Origin of the sequence: Neobacillus niacini (assembly GCF_031457145.1) — a bacterium.
Classification (GTDB): Bacteria; Bacillota; Bacilli; order Bacillales; family Cytobacillaceae; genus Neobacillus; species Neobacillus niacini_J.
In genome coordinates, this window is record NZ_JAVDVZ010000006.1 from 79,247 (window position 1) to 93,126 (window position 13,880).

The 13,880-nt window shown below is 38.0% G+C and carries 13 protein-coding genes; 9 read left to right on the plus strand and 4 right to left on the minus strand.

Going from position 1 to position 13,880, the window contains the following annotated elements:
• Nucleotides 1-450: 450 nt before the first annotated feature.
• Entirely contained in the window at nucleotides 451-1,224 is a 774-nt protein-coding gene (locus J2Y03_RS15865) for an NADPH-dependent oxidoreductase (protein ID WP_310195647.1), read from the plus strand.
• Nucleotides 1,225-1,287: 63 nt separating this feature from the next.
• Here the strand turns inward: J2Y03_RS15865 and J2Y03_RS15870 are convergent, their stop codons facing one another.
• Both J2Y03_RS15870 and J2Y03_RS15875 read right to left on the minus strand, forming a co-directional pair.
• Nucleotides 1,288-1,986 carry an AIM24 family protein gene (locus tag J2Y03_RS15870; RefSeq protein ID WP_310195958.1) on the minus strand — a complete coding sequence of 233 codons (699 nt, stop codon included), beginning with the start codon at nucleotides 1,984-1,986 and terminating at the stop codon, nucleotides 1,288-1,290.
• Nucleotides 1,987-2,065: 79 nt separating this feature from the next.
• Nucleotides 2,066-2,212, minus strand: coding sequence for a hypothetical protein (locus J2Y03_RS15875; protein WP_310195648.1), 147 nt, complete (start codon nucleotides 2,210-2,212; stop codon nucleotides 2,066-2,068).
• Between the two features lie 385 nt (nucleotides 2,213-2,597).
• On the opposite strand from J2Y03_RS15875, the gene J2Y03_RS15880 reads away from it, so the two are divergent.
• Nucleotides 2,598-3,548 carry a ribose-phosphate diphosphokinase gene (locus tag J2Y03_RS15880; RefSeq protein ID WP_310195649.1) on the plus strand — a complete coding sequence of 317 codons (951 nt, stop codon included), beginning with the start codon at nucleotides 2,598-2,600 and terminating at the stop codon, nucleotides 3,546-3,548.
• Nucleotides 3,549-3,612: 64 nt separating this feature from the next.
• On the opposite strand, the gene J2Y03_RS15885 is transcribed toward J2Y03_RS15880, so the two are convergent.
• A complete protein-coding gene (locus J2Y03_RS15885; protein ID WP_310195650.1) occupies nucleotides 3,613-4,440 on the minus strand; it encodes a formate/nitrite transporter family protein in 828 nt (275 codons plus the stop codon).
• 232 nt (nucleotides 4,441-4,672) lie between these two features.
• On the opposite strand from J2Y03_RS15885, the gene J2Y03_RS15890 reads away from it, so the two are divergent.
• Entirely contained in the window at nucleotides 4,673-5,164 is a 492-nt protein-coding gene (locus J2Y03_RS15890; RefSeq protein ID WP_310195652.1) for a hypothetical protein, read from the plus strand.
• A 45-nt stretch (nucleotides 5,165-5,209) separates the two neighbouring features.
• Complete coding sequence (locus J2Y03_RS15895) at nucleotides 5,210-5,965, plus strand: GNAT family N-acetyltransferase (protein WP_310195653.1); 756 nt, start codon at nucleotides 5,210-5,212, stop codon at nucleotides 5,963-5,965.
• Between the two features lie 38 nt (nucleotides 5,966-6,003).
• Here J2Y03_RS15895 and J2Y03_RS15900 read toward each other — a convergent pair whose 3' ends face one another.
• A complete protein-coding gene (locus J2Y03_RS15900) occupies nucleotides 6,004-7,347 on the minus strand; it encodes a uracil-xanthine permease family protein (RefSeq protein WP_310195655.1) in 1,344 nt (447 codons plus the stop codon).
• A 262-nt stretch (nucleotides 7,348-7,609) separates the two neighbouring features.
• On the opposite strand from J2Y03_RS15900, the gene J2Y03_RS15905 reads away from it, so the two are divergent.
• The 5 genes from J2Y03_RS15905 (at nucleotide 7,610) to J2Y03_RS15925 (ending at nucleotide 13,865) form a co-directional block, all read left to right on the plus strand.
• Nucleotides 7,610-8,587, plus strand: coding sequence for an aromatic ring-hydroxylating dioxygenase subunit alpha (locus J2Y03_RS15905; RefSeq protein WP_310195656.1), 978 nt, complete (start codon nucleotides 7,610-7,612; stop codon nucleotides 8,585-8,587).
• A 196-nt stretch (nucleotides 8,588-8,783) separates the two neighbouring features.
• The gene (locus J2Y03_RS15910) at nucleotides 8,784-9,389 is read left to right on the plus strand and encodes a TetR/AcrR family transcriptional regulator (RefSeq protein ID WP_132086841.1); all 606 of its coding nucleotides are present in this window, start codon (nucleotides 8,784-8,786) and stop codon (nucleotides 9,387-9,389) included.
• Between the two features lie 533 nt (nucleotides 9,390-9,922).
• Nucleotides 9,923-11,575, plus strand: coding sequence for a class I adenylate-forming enzyme family protein (locus tag J2Y03_RS15915; RefSeq protein ID WP_310195659.1), 1,653 nt, complete (start codon nucleotides 9,923-9,925; stop codon nucleotides 11,573-11,575).
• A gap of 353 nt (nucleotides 11,576-11,928) precedes the next feature.
• Nucleotides 11,929-12,549 carry a TetR/AcrR family transcriptional regulator gene (locus tag J2Y03_RS15920; RefSeq protein ID WP_310195661.1) on the plus strand — a complete coding sequence of 207 codons (621 nt, stop codon included), beginning with the start codon at nucleotides 11,929-11,931 and terminating at the stop codon, nucleotides 12,547-12,549.
• Between the two features lie 77 nt (nucleotides 12,550-12,626).
• A complete protein-coding gene (locus J2Y03_RS15925; protein ID WP_310195662.1) occupies nucleotides 12,627-13,865 on the plus strand; it encodes a thiolase family protein in 1,239 nt (412 codons plus the stop codon).
• Nucleotides 13,866-13,880 lie beyond the last annotated feature (15 nt).

The following is a 13,880-nucleotide window of genomic DNA, read 5'->3' on the forward strand; positions in this document are numbered from 1 at the left end:
TTTAACAAATTGGATGAAATGAAAAGGATTATGAGACAAACGGAAGATGATGTATTTGCTTTAGAAGAAATGTTATTTGCAACTTTCAAAAACTCTAGGCGTAAAATCAAAACCTTATCCTGCTAATGTTGGTAAATGGATGCGTGACATACCAATATATAGGAGAAGAGAACTTATAAATGCTGTTAATAATAATGAGGAATGCTATTTGTTACATCCAGTCCGTCGATTTATGAATGATCCTGCAAGGACATTTATTAGAAGTATGATTCATTCCAAATAAAAAGAATGGATTTGATATTGCAGTAAGCGGTCCTAAAGTACATCACTAACATTTCTATGAAAAATGTTCCATCTACAAAAAATCCTTTCACCGAGTTGCTCTTCCTTTAGGGCAACTTTTTTGTTAGGGTAATGACTATATTTAAATTCTAATTAAAGGTGGTACATATGAAATCTAATGAAATATCAACCAATAAAGTAGTAGAAACGATGATGAATCATCGATCCATACGGAAATATTCAGATCGTCAGGTTTCGAAGGAGGATCTTAATGCAATTATTCGCTCTGCTCAAGCTGCCCCTTCATGGGTCAACGGTCAACATGTTACGATTATCTCGATAAATGATCTAAAGCGAAGGAAGAAGATGGCGGAACTTGCTGGAAATCAAAAATATATTGTCGAGGCACCAGTCTTTCTAGTATTTTGTGCAGATTTCCACCGTATCAAGGTAGCATGTGAAATGGAAGGGATCGATTTTAAGTCTGAAGTAAATCCCGACTTATTAATCGTGGGAAGCGTTGATGTAGGAATCTCGTTAGCAAGTGCGATTACAGCTGCAGAATCTCTAGGATTAGGGACTGTACCAATTGGCGGCATTCGCAGAAGTCCACTTGAGTTTATAGAACTGCTGGAGTTGCCTGAGTATGTGATTCCTGTTTCAGGTTTGTGTATTGGCTATGCGTGTGAAATACCTGACCAGGTGCCACGCTTACCAAAGGAAGCAATCTTCCATGAAGAACGTTACAATGAGAATATTCATGAAGAAATCAAAGGATTTAATCATCTCCATCTTGAAGCTACAAAAGGGAGAAATAGCGGTGGTTCTACATGGACACAAAGAATGGCTAATTTTTACAAGGATCCTTTTTATGTGAATAATGGTTATAAAGATGTTGGAAAAATGCTGGAACAACAAGGTTTCCGAAAAGGCAACCTGTAAAAATTATCAGCCTACGGAGAGCTTAGAGCTTCCATAGGCTGATTATGCTGTTCAGACTCGAAATTATGTAATTTGCTTCGACTTCATGTAGACCTCTTCAAAAGGCTGGATAACCACAAAGCCGTCACCTTCGAATTTCATTTGAATCGACTCACCGCTGCCTCTCCCGAAAAATGTTTTTAAGGTAATATCGGTTTGAAATGTTGGCATAAGATTACCAGACCAGGCGACGGTTGCGTTAGGGTCGGTAATGACAGGACTTCCGGGCAATACCCTCAGTGTGATTGGCTCATAATGCGCTGTAAAAGCAATCATTCCAGTTCCCTCACAGCGTACATTAAATAATCCGCCCGCAAGCATCCCGGCAATTCGTTTCATCAATTTTATCTTCCATTTGATACTAGGTTCAAAGGCTAGTAGATCATTCCCATTAATATAAATGGCGTCGTTTTGTAAATTTAGGATGATGATTTTCTTCCCACTATCAGCGAGATATAATTTTCCTTTCCCGTTGGCTTTCATTAAGGAGGCGCCTTCTCCTGTAAATGCCTTTTTGAACGCAGTTCCGAGACCATGTTCTAGTATTCCTTCACGAACAAACTTCATTTCTCCATGATATGCGACCATCGAACCAGCTTTGGCCCAAACCAGTCCGTCTAAGTTTACTTCCAACATCCGCGGCGTTTCTAATTCAAAAAAACCTTCGCCTTTATCTTGCTGCTCTGTTTGTTGGATAAATTCTTCAATCGAGTATCTATTCATTGCTCCCACATCCTTCCATCCCTTTACTACGAGTATAAATCTTTTTTGTTTCGTTTTTAATAGAGATAAATGGAAAATTTTATTGGATAATCAAGCAAGTCAAACCGAACACAACTGACTTTAGGATTTCTGGTGGTCTTTGCTCATTTCTAATGTTCACCTCATCTATAATTTCATGAGCAAGTCTTTGGATCTTTCTTAAACGCATTCCATTCGATGTCATCATTCCTCATGACCTCCTTAAAAATCATACTGCCAAAATATATGTGCCATATTGAGATTCTTGACAACAATTTAACAATTTAAATAATCTAGCACCTAAGATAAAAATAACAATTAACATTAATAATCATTATCAATTATTATCTTTGAATGAACTAATTGACATTGTTCTGTTAAACCTCCTGCACAATAACAGTAGAGGTTTTTCGTTAAATAATTGAGTACATAATATGCTTGTATCATTGAATGGACACCATTCTTTTAATCCATGTTTGTGAATATTTTTTTATCTATGTGGTTAAAAGTGTTCTGAAGTCATCATTTCATGTAAAATAAGAAAAAGAGCAAAAATTAATATTTGTAAATAAACAAAGCATGGGGGACATAAAGTGCCATATCAACTAAAAAAAGGGTTTAAATTGTTTGCGTTAAATTCAAATCAGAGCTTGGCAAAGGAAATGGCTGAGCATTTAGGCTGTGAGGTTGGGAAGAGCTCGGTCACCCAATTTAGTGATGGAGAAATTCAAGTGAATATAGAAGAAAGTGTTCGCGGCTGCGACGTTTATGTCGTTCAATCCACTTCGCACCCAAATAATGACCATATCATGGAGCTTCTCATCATGATTGATGCTTTAAAAAGAGCTTCAGCCAAAATGATCAATGTTGTTATTCCTTACTACAGCTATGCGCGTCAGGATCGAAAAGCTAGATCTCGAGAGCCTATTACGGCTAAATTAATTGCGAACCTTTTAGAAAAATCAGGTGCTACGAGGGTACTGACGATGGATTTACATTCACCTCAGGTACAGGGCTTCTTTGATATTCCAGTGGATCATTTAATTGGAATTCCAACTCTATCCGAGTATTTTGAGAAAAAGGGACTTGAGGATGTGGTTGTTGTTGCACCACACAATGGTGCGGTTGGGAGAGCAAGGAAAATGGCCAATCTTTTAAATGCACCGATTGCTCTCATAGATCGTCGTCGCCCTGAACCGGATGTCTCCGAAATATTAAACATTATTGGGAATATTGAAGGGAAAAATGCGATTATTGTTGATGATTTAATTAATACTGCTACAACGCAGACATTAGCAGCCAATGCATTAGTCGAGCATGGGGCAAAGGCGGTTTATGCTTGCTGTACTCATGCTGTTCTCTCACAATCTGCTGTAGAAAAAATTGAATCATCAGCCATTCAAGAATTAGTGATAACGAACACGATTGAGCAGACTGAAGAAAAAAGAATTAATAAAATTACGATGCTGTCTGTAGCCCCATTACTAGCAGAGGCTATTGACCGAATTCATAATGAAAGAGCAGTTAGTCCTTTGTTTGAATAAATAAAATAAGTAAGAGCCGTGTTTACCATGGCTCTTTTGCTGTCTTCAATAGCAATTCAAATTACTATAATCCAATTTTTTTATCTAAGATCCCTGTCTTTTTAGTTCCTTCAATTACTGTGTATTCATTCTTTTTGTAGGCAAACCAATACGCCATGCCAATAAAAAGTGCTCCGCCAACGGCATTGCCTAAAAATACAGGGATAAAGTTACTTACATAATCCATCCATGTAAAGTGTCCTGCAAAAATAGCAGCCGGTATCACAAACATATTGGCCACAACGTGTTGAAATCCAATTGCTACAAAGGCCATGGTTGGAAACCAAATTCCCGCAATTTTGCCCATCATATCTTCACTTCCATAAGATAACCACACAGCGGCAGCGACAAGCCAATTACACCCAATCCCTGAAACAAATGCTTGTAGAAAGGTTGCGTCTAATTTATGTTCCGCAATATGAACCGTGCTTTCCAGGTAAACACCCGTTTCTGTTAAACCTACAATATGTCCAAAAAAGTAAGCAACGAAAATCGCTCCAAGAAAATTACTCACCGTGATGAGAAACCAGTTTTGAAGTACCAGTTTTGTATTAATTTTGTTTGCAAACCTTGCCAGCGGAACTACCATCATATTACCAGTAAGAAGTTCTCCGCCTGCAATTAAGGTAAGAATAAGCCCAATAGGGAAAACAGAAGCACCTAAAATAGCACTTAAACCTGATAAACCTTCAGATAGCGGTGCTGTAACACGAATATATAACAGGAATCCTAAAGATATAAAGGCACCTGCTTGGAAGCCTAATAGAAGAGTAGTTAGTAACGGGTAACTGGTCTTTTTGATTCCATTTTTAACGGATATTTCAAGTATTTTATCTGGTGTGTGTAATGACATAACACGATTTCCTCTCTAACTGTCTTAATTGTGAAGTGCATCACATATTGATTTGACTTTATTTTAACTCAATCGACTCAAATATGCTGTGAACATTTCTTTAACTTTATAAAATTAGCGTATTTTCAATAAATATCATATATATCATAAGTTTTTTTGAAGTTACCTCCTGTTTTGGTATAAAATTAGATTAATAATTTTGTGTATGTGATGTTTTTTGGAGGAGTCGTTTATGGCTGTTGTGAAATCAGTAAAAATAGATGGTGAAACTATTCATATATTTAATAGTGTCATCTACATCTTTGAATCAAGTTCAGGATTCACATTAGAGCTGGATTTGATTGTCAGTGAGGTTACGGTAAGAAGATATAGAAATGAGCAAACGCTAATTATGGAGATAGAATTAGAAGATGGTAGAATGATCAATTCCATTATGCATGTAAAAACTCTGTCTGGAGGTTTACCGCAGCTAAATTTATTTTGTGATCTCGTTGACATAAGCGAGTACGATGATTTTGATAGAGTAGATGATAATAGTTCATGGTTTCCGAATGTTGAAGAGGGAATTACCCTAGAAGAAATTAGAAAAGTAGAAATGCCCAATGAAAACGTTAGTTTAAAATTAAACCTGCCCATTGACCAGGTCGAATGGATAAAAAGTCAAAAAAAGAAAAGTTTAGATCAAATGTTTACAGAAATAATTTATCAATTATGGAAGAAATAGAACTTCAAAAGACAGTATGTTTTTATGAATAAGGGGATGACATTCGTGCCAATTACTTTTGAGAATATTTTTACACATGGTCATGTTGTAGTTGAAAATAACCTATATAAGCACTATCATTTTCCAGAGATGTTATCAAGATACGATAGTAATTTTATTGAGTACAAAACCCTACCATCACTGGATGAATTTAAAGAAGCTGAAAGATATTTGAGAGAATATCATCTCAAAAATGGACAAAAGCACATTAAGTTTAAGTTTCCAGAAAATGGAGAAGTCCCTGTAGAGCTAGTGAATTATTTAAATCTAGCTGAATATGATATTGGATTTCTTGAACTCTATACCATTCAGCCTAATCAATTCCCAGATGTTAAAGATCATCCTGATATTGAGGTTCAAATGGTAACGGAAAAAAACCTTAAGGTTTTTCTTAACTTACAGTATCAGCAAGATATCGTATTTGGCAGTAATTACGCTAATCAAAAGGTAGAGCTAAACAAGCAAATTTTTAAAGATCCGAATTTTATGCAGATTCTTGCCTTATATCAAGGAACACCAGCAGGGGCAGTAGAAGTAATTATTTCAAAGGATACAGCGGAAATTGATAATCTAGGAGTGGATGAAGCCTTTCAAAAGAGAGGAATTGGAAGCCGAATTCAAAAATTCGTAATGGATACGTTTCAAGATAAGACCATCCTTTTAGTTGCAGATGGTATGGATACGCCAAAAGACATGTATAGAAGACAAAACTACCAATACCTTGGCTATCAATATTATTGCCAAAAAGTTGATGAAAATTAGAAAAGGACTGGTGAATATTTCACCAGTCCTTTGTGATTTTATGTGAGAGACTCTTCACTCGTTGGAACAGCTTTTTGCCGTTCTTTTGGAATGACGAGATTTAGAATTACCACTGCTAGAGCACCTACAGCTGTACCAGAAGATAAAATGTAATTAGCAAAGTCAGGAACACTGTAAAGAATTTCTTTTGGTAGAACAATTGTACCTATTGTTAATAGAATCGGAACACCGATTACCATCATATTACGATCATCAATGACTACATGCTGAATAACTTTCATCCCGTTCATAACAATTGCTACACAGACAACTCCGAAAATTCCTTGAATGACTGGTTGAGGAACACAAGTAATGATAGCTGATAATTTTGGTATTAACCCTAAAGCGATTAAAATTACACCTGCGCTAATGATTGCCATTCTGCTGGCAACTCCTGTAATAGCTATGATACCAGCATTTGATGAATATCCAGTCATTGGAGTACCGCCGAAAAGTGACCCTACGAAACAACCAATTCCTTCACCTACGGAAGCCCTGTTTAATCTTTTCTCATCTAATTCACTGCCAGTTACTGTAGATACAACAAACCACGTACCAGTAGTTTCGATTAAGATAATTAAATAGATAAACACCATGGTTAGGATGGCTTGTAAATCAAATACAGGTTTTCCAAATGGGAAGAAGCTAGGAAGCGAAAACCAAGCTGCTTGTTTTACAGTGGAGAAATCGACTGTACCAAATAGTGAAGCTGTTATTGTACCAACGACAATCGCTAGAATTACTGAAATAAGTCGGAAAAATGTTCCATACCCTTTCTGCTTACGTCCTAACAGGATACAAATAACTAGGACAGCAGCGGAAACAAATGCAATTAATATATTATGACCTACATTACCTGGTGAAGAATAAATGCTATTGAATGCGGAAGGCATTAGAGAGATACCAACGATTACAATAACTGTTCCTCCGACAATAGGTGGGATAATCTTTTTAACGGCTTTTGCAAACCATTTTAATGGATAGCCAAGGATGGCAATTAATAAAGCTCCTGGAAGTAAGCTTCCAAATACAGCTCCCATTCCAAGTTTTCCACCAATCGCAGCTAGTGCACCGATAGGTACATACGAAGGACCCTGAACAACTGGTAATCTTAGCCCTCCAATAGTTTGAATGAGGGTTGCAAGACCTGCAGCCAAGAAACACATTTGAATGAAAAAAGTAGTATTCATAGTGTCTAACGCTAGTAACCCTGCAATAATGATCGGTGCGATATATAAATCCATTGCAAGTACATGCTGCATACCAAGCAGAAGTGCTTTACCCCAACTTATCTTTTCATCTACTCCTACTGTAATGTTCGGATTTTGCTCTTTTTGTGACACAGTACCATTCTCCCTTATTATAAATTCATGTAAAAAACAATCTAGAAAACGAATGAAAAACTTAATAAAATGCCGTTGATGTAATTTAATACTATGGGGATATTAAAAACTATATATGAATTATAATGAAGGATTTGAAAATTGTAAATATAATATTACGAATAATTTTTCGTAAAAATATTTTATTGTTCGTCTTTTGGTTGACTTTAAATCATTTTCTCCATAAAATATACGTATATATTGAATAGAAGGGGATGTATAAATGTTCATCAATGACACCGTTTTACGCAGTGATTGGATCATTGCTTGTAAAATAGAAGACGTAAAAGAAGAGCCAATACAGGTAATAATTCTAGGTGAAAGGATTGTTCTTTTCAAAAATGAACTAGGCATTCACGCATTTAAGGATCTATGTATCCATCGCGGAGCGGCACTATCTTTAGGATGCGTAAAAGACGGGAACCTGGTTTGTCCCTATCATGGCTGGGAATATAATTCAGAGGGGACTTGTACAAAAATCCCACAGCTGCCTGAAGGAAGGTCAATTCCATTAAAAGCTAGAGCGATTAAATATACATGCAGAGCAGAGTATGGATTTGTTTGGATTAACCTTGAAAATAACAACCCTGAATTTCCTGCTTATCCTGAATTTACGGATAGCAGCTACCGGAATGTCCTATGGGGACCACAGGAAGTAAATGCAAACCCGCCAAGAATTGTGGAGAACTTCCTTGATGTCAGTCATCTTTCCTTTATTCATGAAGGATTTCTTGGAGTACCTGAACATCCGGAAATTGGCGATTACGATGTTCATACAGAAGGAAATCGGATTTACTCAGATGAAATTGCTATTTTTCAGCCAGATCCAGATGGAACTGGAATCGCTAAAAATGTCTATTACACCTATGAAATCGTTCAACCATTATCTGTCCGATTCACGAAACGGGATCCGGATACAGACAATAAGATGACAATCATGCTAATTATTAAGCCAATTGCGGAAGGAAAATCTGTTGCGTACGGAATTATGTCAGTCAACTATGAAACAGGTACAACCGACCAAGAAATGATTGATTTTCAGAATATGATCTTTGCCCAAGATAAACCAATCGTCGAAAATCAGAAACCAGAAGACCTGCCACTAGACCTACAGGTAGAACTCTCATTAAAATGCGACCGAATGAGCATAGCTTATCGGAAATATTTGAAGAGACTTGGGGTTAGACTTGGGACGGAATGAATGTGTAAAAGTGATTATCAAAATCAGCCGCACAGTGATTGAGCATGTGCGGCTCTTTTTTTGTCATTTGTGTTTTCATAGAAGGAGTGGGCTAAAATTTAAAAAAAGTTTTCTGAATAGTTTTTATATATTGACAGAATAGTCATAAGTGACTACAATTTTATATATAGAAATCTGATTCAAATAGGAGAAAAATATGAAAGCTGAAAATTATTCAAGAACTGACCGTCGAAAGGCATGGATACGTGAGCAGATTATTAGCGGTGCTTTGGAGGCTTTTTCCGAAATGGGCTACATGAAAACCACTGTTAATGATATTACTTCACGGGCTGATGTGGGACATGGAACCTTTTATCACTATTTTAAAAATAAGCAGGACCTTCTGAGTAAACTGGTAGACGACCTGGCTGAGAAGGTGGATGATTATGTACAGCCAAAGAATATGCAGTTAACTGTTTACGAAAGAATGAAATATGAAGCTCAAAGAATTCTGGAGTATTATGTAAATAACAGCAGTATCCTGTTGGCACTAAAGGAAGCCCTCATGGTTGACAGGCAATTTGAGGAACAATGGCTGAAAATAAGTGAAAGCCTTTTCAAAAGAATTGAGCGGGACATTAAGGGCTCAATCCAAAAGGGATACTGTCACGACATTAATGTTGACGTAACGATACGTGCATTAACCTGTATGTTTGAGGGTTATGGTCATCATTTAATGGTACAGCCAGTAACACCAGCGGAAATCCAAGAGGTAGCCAAATCATTGACTGACTTTTGCTATAAAGCTGTATTTAAGGAATAATTATATGATTTACTAGAATAGGCAGCAGAGACTATCATTTTGTTGCTTATTCTTTAATGACCACGTGTGTGAATCTTCGGAAACAAATTTAATATAAAGCTTATGTATGCGCTTACAATTGTATTTATTTTTGCAGAGACAAATAAACTTTTTAAAGAAAGATTGTATCTTTAATCGTTTATTTGATTCTTTTTGCCGTTAAATGACTGATGTGTCATATGCGATAACAGTGTCATTTTACAAAAATTAAAGGAATTCAATGGAAATCTGACGAACAATTAAGGAGGTGATGAAGAAAACAAAAAAGTAAATTTTCTATACGTTAGCTTTTTTGAAAATGGAAAAATTCTATTCTCAATTTTGAGGGACCATTATTATTATGGCACATAGGTTCAACTATTGAATCCATACTTACTGATCAACTACAAAATACATATGTAAAGGGGGATTGTGACAAATTCATTTTTCACGCACCTATAGATTCTACAGTGTAAATGGCGCTAACTATATGGATGCAAAGGGAGAGGATTTATTTGGCGAAACACGAGGTATATAATGCTACAGTATTAACGGATTCTTACTGGCCAGCTGACACTACGCGTCCGCTGCACGACTGGACTATTGCTCAGGCTTTAAGAGAAGTTACAGCAGAGGTTCCTGACCGGATTGCACTAGTTGATGGGGTTGCGGATCCGGCAAAGCGAAGAAGATGGTCATACTCTCAGTTATTAGCTGATTCTGAACGTGTTGCTTCAGCCTTGCTTACTAAATTTAAGCCAGGGGATCATGTAGCAGTTTGGGCACCAAATAAAGTGGAATGGGTACTGCTTGAATTTGGTTGTGCGATTGCAGGAATCACCTTAGTGACTGTTAACCCAGCTTTAAGGGAGAAGGAACTTGACTACTTGTTACGCCAATCTGAAGCAGCGGGAATTTTCCTGGTTGATGAATACCGAGGCTATAATATGCTTGAAGCTGTGACCAATGTCCGTAAAGACTTACCGTTACTTCGTGAAGTGATTCGTTTTTCTAATTTTGAGGAATTCATGACTACTGCCAGCCAATTGACCATTTTTCCAGTGGTTAAGGCAGAAGATCCCTTTGTAATTATGTATACATCAGGTACAACAGGTAAATCCAAGGGTGCAATCCTTCACAATAAGGGTATAACTAACAGTACTAAATTTATGGCGGAACGTGCAGGCATGGAAGTTGGCGGTGTATGGGTGAATGTTATGCCGCTCGTTCATATGGGCGGCTGCGGGTTTGCAGTACTTGGAACCCTTCAACAACGGGGTACGCATGTACTAGTTAATACGTTCGATCCAAGACTATTTCTAGAATTGATTGAAAAAGAGGGAGGAACATTTGCGCTCCTCGTGCCAACCATGGTAGAAGCGATTTTAAACCATCCTGATCGAAAAAAATATAATCTCTCAACCTTGAAATCTCTTCTTTCTGGTGCTTCCAAGGTTGAACCATATTTAGTTCGACGTGTGAAGGAAGAACTTGGCTGTGGGATGTCGATTGTCTGTGGACAGACGGAGATGCATGGTGGAACCACGCAAACGCATCTACACGATTCACCCGAGGACCAGGCAGAAACCATTGGGCAGCCTTATCCGCAAATTGAGGTTAAGATTGCTGATCCAGCAACTGGTGGAGTCCTTCCACTCGGTATGGACGGAGAAATCTGCTGCCGTGGCTATCAGACCATGATTGGCTATTACAATATGCCAGAGCAGACAGCCGCCACTCTGAAAGACAATGGTTGGTTACATTCAGGTGATATTGGCTCTATGGATGAAAGAGGTTTTATTAAAATTAAAGGTAGATTAAAGGATATGATTATTCGCGGCGGCGTCAATATTTATCCAAGCGAAGTGGAATCATTGTTGCGAGACCACCCTAAGGTTGTTGATATAGCAGTAGTTGGAATGCCCGATGAATATTGGGGAGAGCAGGTCACCGCACTGGTCATCCCAACATCCTTTGAAGATCTGCCAACAGAATCTGAACTTACTGAATACTGTAAAGCCAACATGGCCGGTTTTAAAAGACCAAGGAATTGGTACTTCGTTAAAGAATTTCCAAAAACAGCAGCAGGGAAAATTCAGAAATTTAAGCTGCAAGAAATGGTCAAAAATGGTGAAGTCGAGCAAGGTACCAATTTAACTCAAATATAAAGTGCAGGGGTGTTCCAACATTGGAACACCCTATTTTGGTTCCCTCTGATGGGAGATTCGCAAGGGAAAGGGAACCAAAGTATCCTTTTGATTCCCTCGAACTCAAGTTTTCAAAGAGGAAGGGAACCAAAACCCCTTTTTGATTCCCTTGAACTCAAATTTCTAAAGTGAAAGGTAATTAAAGCTCCTTTTACCAACTTTGACTAATTTTAATTCTATGATTTTCCATATTTGACCTCAAAAAACCGTAAAATTATTTATATTTTTGAATTGTCAGTTTATATTGACATTAGTGTCATATGTGACTACAATGTTGATAAAGGTAAAATTTATGAAAAGTAGGAGTTTTAAATATGAAAATGGCAAAATCTCAGGAGACAACGAAACCAGACCGACGCAGGACCGTAAATCAGGATCAAATCATGATGTCTGCTATGGAAGTCTTTTCTGAAATCGGTTACATGAAATCGACTGTCAAGGATATTACGACAAAAGCAAATGTTGGACATGGAACCTTTTACCATTACTTCAAAAATAAAAATCACCTCCTAGACCGATTAGTAGACGAACTATTAGAAAAGGTAGACAAAGATGCCCAGACAAAAGCCTTATCAGTAAATCTATATGAAGCCATGAGAATGGAAGCCCAAAAAATACTAGACTTTTACAATCAAAACAGTGGGGTACTCCTGGCATTAAAAGAAGCGATGATGGTAGACCAACACTTTAAAGAGAAATGGTTGAAAATAAGTGAAAGGTTATTTAGACGGATAGAGCGTGATATTAAAGGCTCCATGAAAAAGGGTTACTGTCACAATATGAATATCGATGTCACGATTCGAGCACTAGCGTGTATGTTTGAAGGATATTGCCATCATTTAATGCGGCAGCCTACTAGTCAAATGGAAACACAAAAGGCTGCAGAGTCATTAACAGACTTGTGCTATAAAGCAGTATTTAAGCTCGAAGCCTAGAATACTAGAGTAGTAGCATTGGCTGCATTCTATAAAAAAGTTACATATGAAATAGAGAACAGGAGGTTAGGATTAACATGCAGGAAGTTTATATTATCGGGATTGGAATGAACAAATTTGGCAAGTACCCTGGTGAGACAGTCAGGACCATGGCGGAGCAGGTAATCCAACAATCTTTGGAAGACGCAGGGATAGGTAAAGCGGATTTACAGGCAGGATTCTTTTCGAATACTTTTTGGGGAATGTTTGATAAGCAGCATTCCATACGCGGTCAGGTCGTTTTCAGGGGAATGGGAATTGACCGAATACCTGTAACCAATGTGGAAAATGCATGTGCGGGAGCTTCAACTGCACTGCACCTAGCATATACCGGCATTCGAGCCGGCATGTATGATGTCGCAATTGCTGTCGGTTCTGAAAAGTTAACAAACCCAGACAAAGCAAAATCATTATCCGCATACTCAAGCTGTATGGATGTAGAAAATTTTGATAAGCAGATCAATACGTTATTGGAATACGGGAAGAACCTAGAAGTTGCACTTCCTCCTGATGAATCAGCACCTGGTGCTGGAAGAAGTGTTTTTATGGATGTTTATGCGATGATGACTCGTTGGCATATGAGCAAGTATGGTACAACTCAAAGACAACTTGCAGCGATCGCATCGAAAAACCATTTTCACTCTTCCCTCAATCCAAAAGCGCAGTATCAGAACAGAATGAGCATAGAGGAAGTTATGAATGACAGTCCTGTTACATATCCTTTGACTCGCAGTATGTGCGCGCCGGTTGGGGACGGGGCAGCGGCAGTTATCGTTTGTTCTGAGAGATTCTTGAAAAAATTACAGAAATCACGACCAGTAAAAATTCTTGCTTCCGTCCATGGTCAAGGTACGGATCGAGACCTTGATGGTGAGGATATCGGTGAAAGACTTGCAAAAGAGGCATATGAAAAAGCAGGGCTTGGTCCACAGGATATTGATTTAGCAGAGTTACATGACGCTACGGCTTATGGTGAACTGCACCAAAGTGAAGCGATGGGATTTTGCCCACCTGGTGAAGGCGGGGCACTAGCAGAATCAGGTGCCACAACTCTAGGAGGATCGATTCCAATAAACACGAGTGGCGGACTTGAAAGCAGGGGACATCCAATTGGAGCTTCCGGCCTTGCACAAATATACGAAGTTGTTACCCAGCTAAGAGGAGAAGCAGGAAACAGACAAGTAATTGGAGCAAAAATTGGTCTTGCTGAAAACGGAGGCGGCAGTATTGGAGTCGAAGAAGCCGCTATGTGCATTCATATTTTAGAAAAAGCGTGAGCACTTGGATTCAAG

Coding starts and splice junctions, on each gene's coding strand:
- J2Y03_RS15910 (WP_132086841.1), top strand. CDS start 8,784: ATGAAAGCTGAAAATTATTCAAGAACTGACCGTCGAAAGGCATGGATA.
- J2Y03_RS15925 (WP_310195662.1), top strand. CDS start 12,627: ATGCAGGAAGTTTATATTATCGGGATTGGAATGAACAAATTTGGCAAG.
- J2Y03_RS15905 (WP_310195656.1), top strand. CDS start 7,610: ATGTTCATCAATGACACCGTTTTACGCAGTGATTGGATCATTGCTTGT.
- J2Y03_RS15870 (WP_310195958.1), bottom strand. CDS start 1,986: ATGAATAGATACTCGATTGAAGAATTTATCCAACAAACAGAGCAGCAA.
- J2Y03_RS15875 (WP_310195648.1), bottom strand. CDS start 2,212: ATGATGACATCGAATGGAATGCGTTTAAGAAAGATCCAAAGACTTGCT.
- J2Y03_RS15920 (WP_310195661.1), top strand. CDS start 11,929: ATGAAAATGGCAAAATCTCAGGAGACAACGAAACCAGACCGACGCAGG.
- J2Y03_RS15865 (WP_310195647.1), top strand. CDS start 451: ATGAAATCTAATGAAATATCAACCAATAAAGTAGTAGAAACGATGATG.
- J2Y03_RS15885 (WP_310195650.1), bottom strand. CDS start 4,440: ATGTCATTACACACACCAGATAAAATACTTGAAATATCCGTTAAAAAT.
- J2Y03_RS15890 (WP_310195652.1), top strand. CDS start 4,673: ATGGCTGTTGTGAAATCAGTAAAAATAGATGGTGAAACTATTCATATA.